At 72.7% G+C, this 16,879-nt stretch carries 13 protein-coding genes and 1 pseudogene; 5 read left to right on the top strand and 9 right to left on the bottom strand.

Annotation, left to right across the window (positions count from 1 at the left end; translation table 11 throughout):
* Position 1: 1 nt before the first annotated feature.
* The gene (locus tag ACQPYE_RS25195; protein ID WP_498714856.1) at positions 2-742 is read right to left on the bottom strand and encodes a substrate-binding periplasmic protein; all 741 of its coding nucleotides are present in this window, start codon (positions 740-742) and stop codon (positions 2-4) included.
* Positions 743-804: 62 nt separating this feature from the next.
* Positions 805-1,203 (bottom strand): helix-turn-helix domain-containing protein, encoded by a 399-nt coding sequence (locus ACQPYE_RS25190; RefSeq protein WP_498714855.1) that lies wholly within the window; start codon positions 1,201-1,203, stop codon positions 805-807.
* Positions 1,204-1,347: 144 nt separating this feature from the next.
* On the opposite strand from ACQPYE_RS25190, the gene ACQPYE_RS25185 reads away from it, so the two are divergent.
* The 5 genes from ACQPYE_RS25185 (at position 1,348) to ACQPYE_RS25165 (ending at position 7,684) form a co-directional block, all read left to right on the top strand.
* Positions 1,348-2,661, top strand: a complete 1,314-nt coding sequence (locus ACQPYE_RS25185) for a hemolysin family protein (RefSeq protein WP_498714854.1) — start codon at positions 1,348-1,350, stop codon at positions 2,659-2,661.
* The gene (locus tag ACQPYE_RS25180) at positions 2,658-3,704 is read left to right on the top strand and encodes a hemolysin family protein (protein ID WP_498714853.1); all 1,047 of its coding nucleotides are present in this window, start codon (positions 2,658-2,660) and stop codon (positions 3,702-3,704) included. Before ACQPYE_RS25185 ends, ACQPYE_RS25180 begins: the two co-directional genes overlap by 4 nt.
* Positions 3,705-3,733: 29 nt before the next feature.
* A complete protein-coding gene (locus ACQPYE_RS25175; RefSeq protein ID WP_498714852.1) occupies positions 3,734-4,759 on the top strand; it encodes a sporulation protein in 1,026 nt (341 codons plus the stop codon).
* A gap of 309 nt (positions 4,760-5,068) precedes the next feature.
* Positions 5,069-6,598: a S8 family serine peptidase gene (locus ACQPYE_RS25170; protein WP_498714851.1), complete on the top strand. Its 1,530-nt coding sequence runs from the start codon at positions 5,069-5,071 to the stop codon at positions 6,596-6,598.
* 6 nt (positions 6,599-6,604) lie between these two features.
* A complete protein-coding gene (locus tag ACQPYE_RS25165) occupies positions 6,605-7,684 on the top strand; it encodes a hypothetical protein (RefSeq protein ID WP_498714850.1) in 1,080 nt (359 codons plus the stop codon).
* Positions 7,685-7,735: 51 nt separating this feature from the next.
* Here the strand turns inward: ACQPYE_RS25165 and ACQPYE_RS25160 are convergent, their stop codons facing one another.
* The 7 genes and pseudogenes from ACQPYE_RS25160 to ACQPYE_RS25130 form a co-directional block, all read right to left on the bottom strand.
* Entirely contained in the window at positions 7,736-8,842 is a 1,107-nt protein-coding gene (locus ACQPYE_RS25160) for a Gfo/Idh/MocA family protein (RefSeq protein ID WP_498714849.1), read from the bottom strand.
* Positions 8,812-9,615, bottom strand: a complete 804-nt coding sequence (locus tag ACQPYE_RS25155) for a ThuA domain-containing protein (RefSeq protein WP_498714848.1) — start codon at positions 9,613-9,615, stop codon at positions 8,812-8,814. Before ACQPYE_RS25155 ends, ACQPYE_RS25160 begins: the two co-directional genes overlap by 31 nt.
* 34 nt (positions 9,616-9,649) lie before the next feature.
* On the bottom strand, positions 9,650-10,090 hold the full coding sequence (locus ACQPYE_RS25150; RefSeq protein WP_498714847.1) for a DUF5980 family protein: 441 nt from the start codon (positions 10,088-10,090) through the stop codon (positions 9,650-9,652).
* A gap of 726 nt (positions 10,091-10,816) precedes the next feature.
* Positions 10,817-13,507, bottom strand: coding sequence for an ABC transporter substrate-binding protein (locus tag ACQPYE_RS25145; RefSeq protein WP_498714846.1), 2,691 nt, complete (start codon positions 13,505-13,507; stop codon positions 10,817-10,819).
* A gap of 183 nt (positions 13,508-13,690) precedes the next feature.
* Positions 13,691-16,336, bottom strand: coding sequence for a hypothetical protein (locus ACQPYE_RS25140; protein ID WP_498714845.1), 2,646 nt, complete (start codon positions 16,334-16,336; stop codon positions 13,691-13,693).
* The gene (locus tag ACQPYE_RS25135; protein ID WP_498714844.1) at positions 16,315-16,512 is read right to left on the bottom strand and encodes an LCP family glycopolymer transferase; all 198 of its coding nucleotides are present in this window, start codon (positions 16,510-16,512) and stop codon (positions 16,315-16,317) included. The genes ACQPYE_RS25140 and ACQPYE_RS25135 overlap by 22 nt, the downstream gene beginning before the upstream one ends.
* 14 nt (positions 16,513-16,526) lie before the next feature.
* Positions 16,527-16,841 (bottom strand): annotated as a pseudogene (locus tag ACQPYE_RS25130) (protein kinase domain-containing protein); the annotation flags it as partial.
* Between the last annotated feature and the right edge of the window lie 38 nt (positions 16,842-16,879).

Below are 16,879 nucleotides of genomic sequence, written 5' to 3'. Positions count from 1 at the left end.
GTCACGCCCCCGCGCGGTGGGCGTCGAGCAGCAGGCGCCGCACCTCGTCGTCGTCCAGCGCCAGCAGGAACCGCTCGACCGCGCTCTGCCAGGCGTTCTCGCCGGGAGGCACCGCCATGACGTGGTCGAGGCTCGACAGGTGGGTGCCGGTGTCGGTCAGCCCGGTGGCGTCCACCAGCCAGTCCGGGACGACCGCGGCGCCGTCGGGGCGTTCGGGGAGGTCGGCGACGGGGACGGCGGTCGCGTCGTGGTCGGCCAGCAGGGTCGCGTCGGTGCTGCCCTCCCGCACCAGCACCCGCTGTCCGGTGACATCGGTGGGCGAGCCGGCGGGCACGGCGACGACCGCGTCGGCGGTGAGGTAGTCGGTGGTCAGCGCGACGTCCTGGGACCAGGGCGACTGGGCGTCCAGTCCGGCGAGCACGAGGTCGAGGTCCCGTTCGGACAACGCGGTCATCAGTTCGGCCTCGCCGCCGGGCACCCACCGCACGCGGGCGCCCAGGCTGTCCGCCAAGCGCCGCGCCAGCACGGTCTCCGCACCTCCCGGCGCTTCGTCCCCCGCGCTGCCGTCGATGATCGTCCAGGGCGGGTTGTGCGCGACCCCGATCCGGATCGTGCCCTCGCGCACCCGGTCCAGCGTCCCGTCCGCGTCGCGCGGCCACTGGCAACCGCCGGCGGACGCCACGACCAGCGCCAGCGCCGCGACCCGTGCCCACGCCCGTCGGGCGACCGCCACCGATGCCATGGTGTCGATGTTGCCCGAACGGCCGGTTCCCAATCATCGGGTGGCCGGCCGGGTCGTCCGGGTCAGGGGAGGGGCAGGTCGGGCGGGATCTGGAGGGCGACGGTGATGAGGGAGTGGACGCGGGTGGCCACCGCGGCCAGCAGGCCCTGGACCTCGGGTGACGCCGTCTCGGCGGCGGCTTGGAGGGTGCGCAGGTCCTCGTCGATGCGATCGAGGATCGGGCCGACGTCGGCGTGCCGGCTCTGCAGCGCGGTGGCGATCTCCTCCAGGGGAACTCCCTGGACCTCCAGGCGTTGTACGAGGTGGATGCGGTCGACGTCGGCGGGGTCGTAGAGGCGGTAGTTGCTCGCGGTGCGCTTGGCCGGCGAGAGCAGGCCGAGGCTCGTGTAGTAGTCGACGGTGCGGGGGCTGACCTGGGCGCGGGCGGCGAGTTCGCCGATCTTGAGTAAGACGTCGGTCACTGCTGGTCTCACCTCCGGTTGCTCACCGTGAACCGTACAGCCTCACGTGCTACCGTGAAGTATGCCTGATGACGCCGACATAGACGGTTGTAGTAGTAGGCCGGGTGGGACCCGGCTGATCGTGGGTTCTCCGGCGGGTGTGCCGTGTTGATCGTCTCCGGCCTGCTCGTGATCGTGGCCCTCACCGCGGCCACGGGGTACTTCGTGGCCCAGGAGTTCGCCTACATGGCGGTGGACCGGGGCCGGCTCCGGCAGATGGCCGAGGGCGGCGACAAGGCCGCCGAGCGGGCCCTGCGCGTGACGCGGAAGTTGTCGTTCATGCTCTCCGGCGCGCAGTTCGGCATCACGGTGACCGCGTTGCTGGCGGGGTACGTGGCCGAGCCGCTGCTGGGCACGGGCCTGGCGGACCTGGTCGGGCTGACCGGCCTGTCGCCCGCCGTGTCGGTGTCGCTGTCGATGGTGGTCGCGCTGGTGGTCGCCACGGTGGTGCAGATGGTGCTGGGCGAGCTGCTGCCCAAGAACTTCGCCATCGCCCGGCCCGAGCCGCTGGCCAAGGCGCTGAGCGCCTCCACCCTGGTCTACCTCAAGGTCGCCGGTCCGGTGATCCGCCTGTTCGACGCGGCGGCCAACCGGCTGCTGCGCGCGGTCGGCATCGAGCCGGTCGAGGAACTGCCCCAGGGCGCGACCCCGGAGGACCTGCGCCAGATCGTCACCGACGCCGGCGCCGAGGGCCACCTGGACGCCGAGCTGTCCCGGCTGCTGGAACGCGGCCTCGGCTTCCGCGAGCTGGTCGCCGAACAGGCCATGACCCCCAGGGTGGTGGTGCAGAGCGTCCGCGCCGACGAACCCGTCGTGCGCGTGGTGGAGCTGCTGGACACCGGCCACTCCCGGTTCCCGGTCTTCGGCGACGACCTGGACGACCTGCGCGGTGTGGTCGGGTTGGCCGAGGTGTTGACCGTCGACTCCGAGCGGCGCGCCGACGCGCTGATCGGTGACATCGCCTCGCCCGCCCTCGTGGTGCCCTCCTCGCTGCCGCTGCCGGCCGTGCTGGAGCGGTTGCGCGCCGAGCGCAGGCAGTTGGCGTGCGTGGTGGACGAGTTCGGCGGCTTCGCCGGTGTCGTCTCGTTGGAGGACCTGGCCGAGGAGCTGGTCGGGGAGATCCACGACGAGGACGACCTCGTGGAGGACGTCATCGAGCCGGCGGGCGAGGGGTCGTGGCGGGTGCCCGGTCGGATGCGGGTGGACGAGATCGCCGACGCCACCGGCGTGGAGCTGCCCGAGCACGACAGCTACGACACCGTCTCGGGCCTGGTGCTGAGCCGGCTCGGCCGCACGGCCCGGGTGGGTGACGAGGTGGAGCTCGACGGCGCGTCGGTCCGGGTGACGGCGGTCGCGCGCAACGTGCCCGACAGCATCCTGCTCACCACCCGGACCTCGGACCGGGAGGACGCCCGATGAGCACCGCCTGGTCGTTGTCGATCTCCCTGGTGCTGTTGGTGGCCAACGCGTTCTTCGTGGCCGCCGAGTTCGCGCTCATCTCCGCCAAGCGGCACCGCCTGGAGCAGGCCGCCGAGACCAGCCGCGCCGCCCGCGCTGCCGTGGCGGGTGTCCGGGAGTTGTCGCTGATGCTCGCCGGCGCGCAGCTGGGCATCACGCTGTGCACGCTCGGGTTGGGCGCGCTGGCCAAGCCGGCGGTGGCCGACCTGATCGATCCGCTGCTGCTGGCCACCGGGTTGCCGTCGGGCGTGTCCTACGGGATCGCGTTCACGGTGAGCCTGTTGCTGGTGGTGTTCCTGCACATGGTCGTGGGCGAGATGGCGCCGAAGTCGTGGGCGATCTCGAACCCCGAGCGCTCGGCGCTGCTGCTCGCGCTGCCGTTCCGCGCGTTCGCCCACTCGGTCCGGTGGATCCTCAGTGGACTGAACGGGGTGACCAACGCGTTGCTGCGGTTGATGAAGGTGCAGCCGCAGGACGAGCTGGCCCAGGCGCACCGGCCCGAAGACCTGCGGATGCTCGTGCGGCAGTCCGGTGAGCACGGCCTGATCCCGGAGGGCCAGCAGCGGTTGCTGACCCGGATGCTGCAACTGCAGAACACCACGCTGACCCAGGTCATGGTGCCCGTCGAGCAGGCGCTGAGCGTGTCCGAGCACAGCAGCGCGCGAGCGGTCGAGCGCCGCAGCCGCGAGTCCGGGCGCTCCCGCTTCCCGGTGGTGGACGTGCACGGCGACTACGTCGGCCTGGTGCACATCCGCGAGGCCGTGCGCGCCGCGGCGGCCGGCCACCGCAGGACCGCCCGCGAGATGATGGCCCCGGCGCTGACCCTGCCCGCCACCATGCCGGTCGCGGGCGCGGTCACCGCGATGCGCGCCGAACGCGCCCAGTTGTCGCTGGTGTCCGACGCCGAGGGGCGCGTGATCGGCATCGCGGCCCTGGAAGACCTCCTCGAAGAGCTGATCGGCGACTTCGAGGACGAGACCGACACCTTGCTCCGCACCACCTGAACACCCACCCTCCCGGAGGAATGAACCCGATGTTCAAACGGATGCTCAGCGCGTTCGGCGTCGGCGGACCGTCCGTCGACACCGTTCTCGACACCCCGCACGCCACTCCCGGCCAGGTCGTCACCGGTCAGGTGCGCATCCAGGGCGGCAGCGGCGACGCGAACATCGACCAGGTCGTGCTGTCGTTGGTGACGCGCGTCGAGGTCGAGCACGGCGACCACGAGTTCAGCGGTGTCTCCGAGTTCCTGCGCGTCGTGGTCGCCCAGGGCGTGCGCGTCCCGGCCGGGCAGCCGATGGCGGTGCCGTTCCAGGTCCCCGTGCCGTGGGAGACCCCGATCACCGCCGTCGGCGGGCAGCCGCTGCCCGGCATGACCGTCGGCGTGCGCACCGAGCTGGTCATCTCCGGCGCACCCGACAAGGGCGACCTCGACCCGTTGCTGGTCGGCCCGCTGCCGTCCCAGGACCGCGTGCTCGACGCGTTCGGGCAGCTCGGGTTCCAGTTCCGCAGCGCGGACGTCGAGGCGGGGCGCATCCACGGCGTCCAGCAGGAGCTCGGCTTCTACCAGGAGATCGAGTTCTTCCCGCCCGGCCAGTTCGCCGGCGCGATCAACCAGGTCGAGCTGACCTTCGTCACCAACCCCCACGAGCTCGTGGTGGTGCTGGAAGCCGACAAGCGCGGCGGCATGTTCAGCTCCGGCTCCGACGCCTTCGGCCGGTTCCACGTGACGCACCAGGACGCGATGAACACCGACTGGGCCGGCGTGATCAACCAGTGGCTGGCGCAGATCTCCCAGCGCGGCGGCCACTCCGCCTTCGGCGGCCACGCACCCCAGGCCTACGGCCAGCCCGGCTACGGCCGGCAGGGTTACGGCCAACCGGGTTACGGGCGCCACGGCGGTCACTACGACGACGACCACCACGGGCGTCGCGGTCCGGGCATGGGCGCGGTCGTCGGTGGCGTCGCGGCCGGTGTGGTCGGCGGCATGGTCCTCGGCGAGGTCGTGGAAGAGGTCTTCGAGGACGACGGCGGCGAGGGCATGGCCTTCGAGGAGTGAGCACTCCGCCGACCGCTTGACGGCACGGACCACCAGGCCGTGGCACCGCGAGGTGCCACGGCCTTCGTGCGTCCGGGACCGGTCACCGCCGGCGTTCCGATGACATCCACTGTGGATCCGGACCATCGCCATTGCCGAAACGTTTTTCGGCTGCCACAGTGCTGAGTGGCGCTCTCACCACCGGCGAACGGCCGGTCGGCGAGTCGATCCGTCCTTTGTGGATGGTGTGTCCTCCGCCGCCTGCGAACAGCCCGTTCCGAGCGAGGATGTGAGGATTCGATGACGCGTTCCACCAGACACGAGGTACTCGTGACCACGATCCGGCGGTCGAGGGGTCTGCGCCGCCGAACGCTCGCCGCGGCGGTCTGCCTGGTGTCGGCGTTCTCCTTCGGGATCGGCACGCCCGCACAGGCCGTCGAGTCCGGCGCGCCGACGTCCGGCGAGGGTTACCGGGCAACGGAGAAACCGGTCTCGACCACCCTGACCGCGAACGACTCCCGCGAGCACGTGCACGTGAAGTTCGCGGAAGGGAGCCGGGTCCGATTACGCGGCGGCGAGCTGACCTCGGCCGCGGGCGCGGATCTCGGCGCGGTCCGGGAGGTGCTCCGGTCCGGCGGGGTCTCGGCGGTGCGGCGGTTGTTCACGGCGCCGGAGGAGGCGCTGCGGACGTTCACCGACCAGGCGGCGGCCCGCTCGGGTCGCGCGCAGGCCGACCTCACCCTGTGGCACCGCCTGGACCTGCGACCGGGCGCCGACCCGGTGGCGGTCATCGACGCGCTCAACGCGCTGCGCGAGGTGGAGATCGCCTACGCCGAACCACTCGCCGTCGCACCGCCGATGGCCCCGGACTTCACCGCGCGCCAGGGCTACCGCTCGGCCGCCACCAGCAGCGGCATCGACGCCGACCACGCAAGGACGGTCCCCGGCGGCACCGGCACGAACGTGCGGGTGGCCGACATCGAGTACGCCTGGAACTTCGCCCACGAGGACCTGTCCAAGCTGCGCGCCCCCGGCGCGTTCGTCGCCAACGGCACCGCGAGGGACCCGTTCAACGACAACAACCACGGCACCGCCGTGGCGGGCATCCTCGTCGGCGACGCCAACGCGGGCGGTGTGACCGGGCTGGTGCCCGACTCCCCGATCCACGTCACCAACGCCGCCAACGCCGAACGCGGCTGGGACGTCGCCAACTCCGTCATCGTCCTGGCCCGCTCGCTGCGGCCCGGCGACGTGCTGCTCATCGAGCAGCAGACGTCGGGACCGGCCGGCTGCACCGGGTACGTCGCCCCGGAGTGGATCCCGGCGGTCTACGACGCGATCGTCGCGACCACGTCCTCGGGCATCACCGTGGTCGAGACGGCGGGGAACGGGTCGATGAACCTGGACAACCCGTGCTTCGGCAGCAGGTTCCCGCGCGGCAGGCCCGACTCCGGCGCGATCATCGAGGGAGCCGGCTCCGCTCCCGGCTGCGGCGCCGCCCGCACCCGGCTGAACTTCTCCACCTACGGCAGCCGGGTCGACGTCCAGGGCTGGGGCAACTGCGTGGTGAGCACCGGGTACGGGAACCTCCACAGCAGTGGTGGCGCCAACGCCTACTACACGGCCACGTTCAGCGGGACGTCCAGCGCGGGCCCCATCGTGGCGGCGGCCGCGGCCTCCCTGTCCAGCATCGCCGAGCAGCGGGGCGCCCCGCTCACCCCCGACCGGCTGCGCGCCATCCTGAAGTCGACCGGAACCCCGCAGGTGAACCCCGGCACCGGGAACATCGGGCCCCTGCCGAACCTGCGTGCCGCGATCGCCGCCCTGCCCACCGCGTCCTTCTGGTCCTCGGAGGTCTGAGCTCCCATGAAGAAGTCACTCTCGATGATCGCGTCCGGCGCGGTCGTCGCGTCCGTCCTGGCACTGCCCGGCGGGGTCGCCGCGAGCGCCCTGGTCCCACCGCAGCCGACGTCGGCCGCCGAGCGTTGTCGCCACGCCGACGAGTTCGAGCCGAAGGCGGGACTCGGGGACCGGGTGTGCGAGCTGGGCAACGGCCTGTTCAAGGTGCGCACGACGAGCGGTGACCAGGTGACTCACGGCCTGGACGCGCCCGAGCCCCGGCACGAGGGCGTTCGGGACGCGGTCAACCCGTCGGCGATCACGACCTCGGCCGCGCGTGCGCACCACTGCGCGACCGACCCGTACCGGATCCAGCTGATCTACCTGATCCCCGCCGGGGCTCCCGACGCGTCGGCGACCATGGTCCCGCTGATGAGGCAGCACTTCCTCCAGTCCAACGCCATGGTCTCGAACCGCGCCGCGGAGTACGGCGGCGACCTGTCACTGCGCGTCGCGTGCGACTCCGGGGGCCAGCCCGCCGTCCGGGTCATGCGCAGCGGCCACGGCAACGGGGACATCGCCGCGATCGACCAGGAGGTGGCGCGCCAGGGCCAGCGGACCACCGGTCAGGACAACGTCGTGTACTGGGGCGACGGTGGTTGCGGCGGCGGGGTCGCCTACGGCAGTGGCGACACGCGTCCCGGTGTGGAGAACAACGTCAACAACGCGCCCGGCATCGCGGTGGTCCACGGGCGGTGCCCCTTCACCTACCTGCTGCACGAGCAGGGCCACTCGATGGGCGCGGTGCTCCCGAACACGCCCAACACCTCGGGCGCCGGTCACTGCAACGACGACGCCGACGTCATGTGCTACAAGGACGGCGGCCCCCGCTCGGGCAACTACCGCTCGAACGTCTGCCCGTCCCCGAACGGGAACCTGGACTACTACTGGGACTGCAACGCCAACGACTACTTCCACCCGAACCCGTCGGCCGGGTCGTTCCTCGCGACGACCTGGAACCTCGCGAGCTGCGCCAACCGGATGGTGCACCGGCCGAGCTGCGGCGCCGCGCTGTCGACGGCGGGGGTCGGCGGGCACCGGTCGTAGGAAGTCGGGTGGGGGTCGCTCGCGACCCCCACCCGGTGCTGCCCCGGCGTGTCAGCGGGCCGCGGCCCACTCCTCCGCGGGCGTGAGCGGAACCGGTGAGGGGCGTTCGACCGTGGTCGTCAGGTCGATCCTCCGCCCTTCCTCGGCGGCGCGGAGCACGGCGGTCATCGTCTCCAGCACGTGCAGCGCGAGTTCGCCGCCCGCCCGCGGGGGTCGTCGGCCGCCGGCCGCGACGAGGTCGAGCAGGCCGATACCGCGACCGGCCCCGGCGTAGCCCGCGCTCGGGGGCAGCGCCTGCCACTCGGCGCCGCCCAGCGGGAAGAGGCGGGTCACGCCGTCGAAGTGGTTGGGGTCCGGGACCGCCAGGGTGCCGGCCTCGCCGTGCACCTCGATCGGCACGGCGGTGGTGGTCACGCCGTCGAAGCTCGTGGTGATGGTGGAGAGCGCGCCGTTGGCGTGTTCGAGCACGCCGGAGACGTGGCTGGCGACCTCGACCGGGATCCGCTGACCCGTCCGCGGTCCGGACCCGATGACGCGCTCGTCGCGCAGGCGACCCGCCGCGCCGATCACCGAGCGCACCGGGCCGAGCAGGTGGACCAGCGCGGTGATGTAGTACGGCCCCATGTCCAGCAGGGGACCGCCGCCGGCGGCGTAGTAGAAGTCGGGGTTGGGGTGCCAGCGCTCGTGCCCCGGCGTGACCATCACGGCCGACGCGGACAGCGGGCGCCCGATGAGCCCGCGGTCGATCGCCGCGCGCGCCGTCTGCGTGCCCGTGCCGAGCACGGTGTCGGGCGCGCACCCCACCAGGACACCGGCCGCGCCGGCCCGGTCGACGATGGTCCGCCCCTCCGCGAACGTCACGGCCAAGGGCTTCTCGCCGAACACGTTCTTGCCCGCGTCGATGGCGCGCGACGCGATCTCCGCGTGCGCCGCCGGAGTGGTGAGGTTGAGCACGGTGTCGACGTCGGCTCCGTCGAGCAGGCGCTCCACGCTCACCGGCGACGCGCCCGGCAGTTCGGCGGCGACGGCGGCCGACCGGGCGGCGTCGAGGTCGGCGACCGCGGTGACGCGCACCGCGGGGTGGGCGCCGAGCGTGTCGAGGTAGGCGCGGGAGATGACCCCGAGACCTACGATGCCGACGCGGTGCGGGTCGCCCACAGCATTCCCCTCTCGATGACGGTGCGGACGTGGGGGTGCGCCAGCACGTCCAGGTCGTGCCCCGGGGTCGTCACCACGATCCGCCCGGCGCCCCACCGGCGGGTCCAGACCGCCGGGCAGGTCACCGGTCGGTGCCACGGCTGCCACTCCTCGGCCGGGTGGGTCGTGGTGGCCAGCACGTCGATCAGGTCGTCGTGCAGCACCCAGTACTGCTCGGTGACCAGCTCGAAGTCCTCGATGCCCACCGTGATCGGGTGCTCGCGGCCCAGCGCGGTGATGTTCACGGTGTGCGGCAGGTAGTTGTCCTCCGGCCCTCCCGCGCGCTCGTCCGGCCGCTTGCCCGGGTGCGTCGCGAACTGGCCACCCACCAGGTGCAGGTAGTCCGACGAGGCGCGGAACGAGTCCGCGATGCCGCCGTGCCAGCCGGTGAAGCCGGTGCCCGCCTCGACCGCCGCGCGCAGCCCGGCCACCTCCTCGGCGGTGATCTGCGACATCGTCACGCACTGGACGACCAGGTCGGTGCCGGCCATCGCGGTGGCGTCGGCGTACACCGCGGTGGAGTCCTCGACCCGCACGGCGTAGCCGCCGCGCTCCAGGAACGGGATGAACGAGTCGGTCGCCTCGACCGGCCGGTGACCCTCCCACCCGCCGCGGACCACCAGTGCCTTCAGCTGCCTCACGCCCACCCCCGGGAACTGCTCGTCGACGGCCACGATGTCGCGGGCGGCGGGGCCGTCACCGGCCCTGTCGCCCGTCTTGATCGTATCCGTCATCCCGCCGGACCGGGCGGAGGTCACTGCCCGGTGCTCATCCCCTCGCCTGCATGCAGTCGAGCCAGGACGCGGTGGTGACGACGATCTCGACCGGGGTGCTCTCGGTCACCGTGCCGTCCGAGACCCGGATCCGGGCGTCGTACACGCCCACCGGCACCGACACCGGGCCACCGAGGAGCAACCAGCCGTTGATCGTGACCCCGCCGTCGTCCGGGTCCGGGTAGTTGGCACCCGGCGGGAGGTAGCTCTCCGTCGAGCTCCAGCCGGGCGGCAGGTCCTGCATCCCGTAGTCCAGATCGGTGGACCAGTGCCCGGTCACCGCGAATATGAAGTAAGACCGGTGGACCCGGTCGTCGGTGCCGTACTGGACGCACATCCGCTGCGGGGCGTCCCAGTTCTCCAGGTGCCAGGTATGGGCTTGCGCGGTCGTTTCTGCCGAGGCGACGCCAAGTGTTCCCACCAGTGAGAACAGCATTGTCACGACAAAGGTGAGGGTTGATCTGATGAATCGGGAAGTCGATTTCACCGAATTCCTCCTGGGCTGGTGCGGAAAAGCTCGGCCGACCGTACCGACCGGATCTCAGAGTCCGCTGAGACTCCTTGCCCGTTCGGGCAATCACGCCGGATCATGTCCCGACGGGACCGTTCACGGGCCTGGCCGGGCGGCGGCGGGGCTGCTCCGGAAACCGGAGCCAGGGGAGTGCGGCAGCGGGGGTTCGACCCGGCGCGGCGAGGGAGCACCTGGCCGGACGGCCGACCCCGTCGGCGCGGCGGTGATCGCGACCATCACGGCGTCGGGCCGGCCGTAGCGCCGCTGCCGACCGACGGGGCGTTCACGGTCCTGCTCGACCGGCCGGCCGTGGAGCACGTGCGACCCCGCGGTGCTGTCGGCGTTCCCGCGGCGAGCGGTCCGGTTGCTCGGGAAGCGGATCGCGGCCCGGTTCGGCGCGGACGCCGTGCCCGCGCTGGTGCGGCTCGTGCGGTCCGCCCCGGGCCGTGGCGCAGTGGTGCCGCTGCCCTTCGCGAGGACCGAGGTGGCGGCCGTTGTGGCCGACTGGTTCGCGCGGATCGGGTGGACGTGGCCGGTCGTGCGGTGCGCGGGCGGCGATCGACGTCGTGCTGCCCGCGAAGCTGCCGGTGATCGGGGAGTGGGCGGACACCCGCGCGCTGCCGCAGCCGCAACGATGTCGCTCTGGACCGGTCAGGTGGGGCAGGGTTCGGATTGGCCGTCGCGGTAGACGAACTCGCAGTGCGGCACGGCGGAGGCGTCGCCGATGTCGTCGATGCGCGCGATCATGAGCTGGCGCTGCGCGCCGGTCCGGGACTCGCGGAAGCTGATCTGGCCGGTGGCGCCGTCGAACGGGCTGCGTTCGACCAGTTCCTGGGCGACGGCCGCGCGGTGGGGCAGGTACTCCGGGCCGTGGCCGGGGCGTTGCTGGTTGCGGCGCACGGCGGCGACGAACAGGCCCGCCGCGTCGTAGGCCAGACCGATGCCCTGTCCCGGCCACAGCGGGCCGGGGGTGCGCGCCAGTTCGCGCGCGTAGTCGTTGGCGGCCGCGGGCTTGGCGTCCGAGACCTGGTAGAGCCAGTTGTACCCGTCGCAGAACGTCACCAGCGGCTGCTCGTTCTGGTTGGTCGCCGGACGGCCCTCGTCGCGGCACGACCGACCCGCCGCCACGACCTGCCCGCCCAGGTCCACCCAGGACACCGGCAGGCCGTTCAGCTCGTACTGGTCGCGGCTCTTCTGCTGCGCCACGAACCTGATCACCGAGTCGTCGCCCACGACGGTCGGCGACTCCTCGCGCCCGCACAGGCTCACGACCCGGTTCAGGAACACCGCGAACTGGTTCTCGCGGCCCGCGTAGAACGCGATCTCCCCGCGACCGCAACGCACCTCCACCTCGTCCGGCGACTCCTCCCAGTGGACCGGCAGCCGTGCCTCCAGGTCGGCCGCGTGCGCCTGCACCGCGGTGGACATCTCGTCCACCAGGGTCTTGATGTACGCGTCCTCGGCCGGCGGGTGGTAGACGGTCAGCTGCCGGGACGTCTGGCGCGCGTAGTCCACGACCATCCCCGCCTGGACCCGGTTGCCGGGCGGGAGCTGGAAGTACAGCGGCGACACCTCGCCCAGGTGCTCGCCGGTGAGCACCATCGTCACCACGGCCGTGCCCAGGTGCCCCAGCAGCGCGATCGCCGTCTCGGTCTCCGGCACGGTCCGGTCCATGCCGATGACGCCGAGCACGGTCGGGTCGTCGCGCAACAGCGGCGCCATCAGGTCCCGCACGATCTCCGGCGCGGCTGTCATCCGGCTGCCGCCGTTGGCCACGATGACGCGCAGCAACGGCTCCGTCTGCTCCGTGCGGTTGTGCTGCTGCTGCCGGATCAGCAGGCCCTCCAGCTCGTCCGCGATGGAGTGGTCGGTGCCGGCGTCCGCCTCGTCGTGGGTCAGACCGGTGAAGTACACGAGGCTGACCAGCGGCCGTTCGCGGTTCGCCTCGTGCAGGTCGCGCGCGACGGTGTTCTGCTGGAACACGGCCAACTGCGCCAACCGCAGCCGCGGGTCCTCGCCGAACACCAGGTCGCTGTTGTCGCTGTACCCCACGCACTGGCCGAGGACGTCGTCCCACCGCGCGACCGCGCCGGAGGACGGGCTGGGCAGGCAGTCGGCGGTCCAGCGGTCCACCGTCCACCAGCCGGCGGTGACCAGCGGGGCGGCGACCAGCACCGCCGCCGCGGTCAGGGCGACGCCTCGACGTGCCAGCCACGCGGGTTTGCGCGGCGGCAGCGAGCGGATCTTCGGCCAGGCCTCGCGGTCCGCGTCGGACGGCTCGTCGGACGGCTCGGGCAGGCGGGCGAACACGAACCGCGCGTCGCCCTCCTGGCGCTGGCGCAGCGTCGGCAGCATCCGGTACCAGTGGTCCACCACGGACTGGATGTCACGCACCAGGGGCATCCCGCGCGGGCTCTTCCACGACGGCGGGGCGTCGCTGCGCGCCACCACCAGCAGCGGGTCCAGGTCGCCCCTCTCGTTGCGCACGTCGTTGACCAGGCGCAGCAGCTCCCAACCCTCGTCGGTGACGTTGTCCAGCACGAGCACGACGTACGCGGTGCGCCGCCAGCGCCGCGGGCGCAGACCACGTGGCCGGTAGGCCAGGCGCAGGTCCCGCAGGAAGGCGTGGGCCAGCACCTTCTTGATCTGCTCGGGGTCCTCGGTGCCGCGCCGGCCGATGGTGAGGCGCTCGGCGAAGCCCACGAACGTCGTCGAGTGCAGCGGCACCATGAACGGCTGCCGCATGAACCACCGAGGCACCCGGCCGACGATCGGCCAGCGGTGCGTCCACAGCCAGAACGGCAGCGGGCCGCCGATGGCCACGAGCAGGCGCGCCCACCACGGCAGGCCGTCGCCGTCGCCGGCCATCGCCCGGGGTCGGTCCTTCTTGTACCAGGTGCGCAGCATCGCGAGGCTCGCCGCGCGCGCGTCCCGGCCGTCGACCGGTTCGATCCTCTGCCGGGTGAGCCACGACGCGAGCCGGTAGTGCTGGAACCGCAGCCGCCCGCCCGCGCCCTTGTTGTCCCACTCCAGCAGCTGGTGCACGACGTCGAGCAACGGCAGCAGCGATCCGCCCGCGTCGGGCGGCAGGGTGGCTGCGTCCACGATGACGTGCGCGACCTTGTCCAGCTCCGGCTGGTTCAGCCGGGTCGCGAGCGCGCGCGGCACGTCGCCGGGCACCTCGCCGACCAGGGACAGGATCGGCAGCGTCCGGTCGCCGCGGTACTCGCCCTCCTTCGGCCTGCGCAAGCTCCAGCGCGGACGTTCGACGAGGTCGCGGAAGACGTCCAGCAGGGCGTGCAGACCCTGGAAAGGCGGCTCTTCCTCGGGTTTCCCGCTCATGCGACGTCGACGCTCCGTGTGGGTGGCCCCGGGCTGTCGCCGGGGTGCCACCCCAGGTTCCAGCGATCACGCCGGCCCGCCGCCGAATCGGAGCGAATTCACCCGTTCGTGGGTAGGGGATCGCCGCAGAACTGCGGTGCCACCGCGCCGGCTGCTCCTCCGGCGCCGCGGAGAGGTGCGGGTTCAGGCCGGGGAGGGCTTGGTCAGCCGGGGGTCGAGGCGGTAGGTCATGCCGCCGAGGACGAGGCCGTCGGCGTCGAGCACGACCTGGATGTCGCGGTCCCGGTCGTCATCGACCTCCTCGGCGGTGAAGTCGTCGCCGGCGGCCAGGCGGAGCCGCAGCGTCCGCTTCTCGCCCGGCCGCAGGCGCAGGTCCGCGGCGTCGGGCAGGTCCAGTCGCCACCCCTTGCGCGCCAGCAGGGCGGGCAGCCGGACCCGCACGTGCAGCGCGGCGGTCTCGGGGCGGCTGTTGCCCGCGACGAACACCGCGCCGTCGAGCGCGGCCACGAGCGCTTCCCCACCTCCTCCGCCGGGTGCGATGACGATGTTGCGCTGGCCCACGTTGTTGTCGTGCGGCACCAGCCGCCACTCCTCGACGGTCTCGTCGCCGGTGAAGTGGTCGACGTTGCTGGAGTCGCCCTCGGTGGAGGCGATCAGCAGCGCGCAGTCGTGCCCGTGCACGTTCTCGTTGGGAACCCACTCGAACGGCCCGACGACGACCTCCTCGCCGTTGTCCGGTGCGATGCCGTCGATCACGAGCCCGGCGGCCGGGCCCATCGGCGTGAAGTCCACCGGCCAGGTCAGCCCGGCGCCCGGCAGGCAGTGGAAACCCTTGACCACGACCTCGCCGGAAGCCGCGGTGCCGCGGTTCTTCACCTTGGCGTACGCGAAGTTCGGCACGCCGGGCAGGGCGTTCTGGTGACCGGGCAGGCCGTCGGGGCTGGTGCGGTTCCACACCGACTGGTTGTGCCAGTGCACGGCCTGGAACTGGTACTCGCCCGCCCGGCCGTCGTCGATGTGCACGTCCACCTCGGGGGCGGCGCCGCCGTAGCCGCCCTGCTTCTCGAACGCCCACCGCGCCACCTTGTTGTACGCACCGCCGAACAGGCCCTCGGACGTCCAGTTCTGCAGGTCCGCGTCCTGCAACTCCTCGCACCACAGCTGCGCGCCCCGTCCCGGCACGTGCGCCGTGGTCACCGGGTCGACGTTGCCGGGGTTCGTCGCCGCGGTGAGGTTCCCGGTGGCGCGCAGGACGAGGTAGGTGGTCGCGCGGGCGGCGAAGGTCCGGCGGGCCAGGTCGGCGTGGTCCCCGCCCAGGGCGCGGTACAGCCGGAAGTGGCAGGTCGCCAGGATCTGCTCGGTCCGGTAGTCGCCCAGGTAGCTCACGTTCGCCGGGTCCTTCGGCCCGCCCCAGGCCCACTCCGGGACGGCCCGGTCGAAGCGCCGTTCGGTCTGGAACGGCCGGAACGGGGCGTAGCGGAAGCGCTCCGGCAGGCCGCGCAGCCCGGACTCCGGGTCCTGCCGGATGGCGGCCAGGCCGTCGCCCGTGCTGTGCGCGAAGCCGAGCAGACCGGTGCCGACGTGGTCGCCGAGCGTGCCGTGCCCGCCCATCTCGTGCCAGTGCACCCACGGGTCGACGGCCCGGCCGAGCGGCTGGGCGAGGTTCTCCACGTCGCACAGGCCGTAGCACATGTGCCCGGTGCCGCCCGTGCCGTTCGGCGACCAGTGCGCGTTGATGTTCTGGGCATCGGCGTCACCGAGGCCGCGGTGGTCGACGGGGACGGGGAAGTCGGTCCCGTCGAAGTAGGAGGAGACGGGGAAGCCGAGGTCCTCGACGTACCGGAACAGCTCGGTCAGGTGGTAGTAGGCGTTGACCGCGGCGAAGTCGTCGGTGCGCGGCGCGAACGCGTCGAAGTCCTGGCCCGCCGGCCTGGTCGGCGGGACGATGCCGGGGTTCTTGACGTTCTGGATGGCGACGTAGGCGCCGCTGAGGTGCTGGGTGTCGCCCACGGGCGCGTCGAGCGCCTCGAGCGGCTGGAAGGAGTCGTGGTCGGCCAGGACCGCGTCCGGGGCCGCGGAGGTGATGGCGAGGTCCCCCGTGGCGACGTTGGGGTCCTGCCGGAACACCAGGCCGCCCACCGCGCACGTCTGGCACTCCAGGTACAGCACCGAGCCGGTCTCCGGCTCCACCAGGGCCAGCCACACCAGGTCGCCGTGACCGGGCAGGTCGTACCGGAAGACCAGCTCGGCGACGAGGTGGGCGCGGCCCTCCCGGACGCCCTCGGCCACCGGGGGCAGGGGGAGCGTCGGCGCGTCCTGCCCGGCCCCGGTCGGCAGGCCCCCGAACCGCCGGTCGGCGAGGTGCCGGTAGACGACGAACCTGCCGCTCATCAGGCCCACCGCGTCGCCGCCCGCGTGGTCACCGACGCCCAGCAGGGATCGCACGAACGAGCCGGTGCCGTCTTCGGCGGGCGGCGCGGCGCCCCGGGCGGGGGTGGCGGGGAACAGCCGCCGGTAGCGCTCGACCGCCTCCGGCGGGGGCAGTTCGCCCTCCAGGTCGTCCTCGGCGGCCGTCGCCGAAGTCGTGGGCGCGCCGCCGGCGAGTCCGCTGACGAAAGCACGCAGCCCGACCGGGTCGGCGGTGGTCGTCCCGTCCGGTGCGACCCTGGCCGGTGCGGTGACGAACTCGACGTCGCCCGCCGCCAGGTCCCGCATCCGCCGGGCGAAGTCGAGGATGTTCCAGTCCGCGTCGATGACCATCGTGCGCCGCAGCGTGTCGGTGAGCCGGGAGAGGGTCGTCGTGTCGGTCAGCGTCCCGGTGGACAGCACCTTGTCGACCAGCCCCCCCGCATGAACGCCTGCTGCCGGGCGATGCGGTCGAGCTCGCCGCGCGGCAGCCCGCCCCGCCGGCGGACGAACGACAGCGCGTCACCACCGGAGACCGACTGCCGCCCCGCCTTGAAGGCCGCGCCCGAGTCCGGATCGGTCGTGTCCGCGTTCCGCACGCCTCGTCCACCGGCAGCGCGCCCCCGTCATGCAGCCGGTCGAGCAACGACTCGCCGGTGCACAGCTCCATCACCAGGTAGGGACGCCCGTCGGTGAGCACGCCCGCGTCGTAGAGGTCGACCACGTTCGGGTGCCCGGACAGCCGCCCGGCCGTCCGCGCCTCGCGCAGGAACCGGCGGCGGTCGTTCTCGTCGACCACCATCCGGCTGTCGATCTTGACCGCGACCTCGCGGTCCACGCTCACCTGCACGGCCCGGTACACCACGGCGAACCCGCCACGACCCACCGGATCGACCAGCCCGTACCCGGGCGCCTGCGACTGCGGCATCACCGGGTCGACCCCAGTGGCGGCTCACCCGCCGGGTG

The organism is Actinosynnema sp. CA-299493 (assembly GCF_050946825.1).
Taxonomy (GTDB): Bacteria; Actinomycetota; Actinomycetes; order Mycobacteriales; family Pseudonocardiaceae; genus Actinosynnema.
This window is presented reverse-complemented; position numbering and strand designations above follow the sequence as displayed.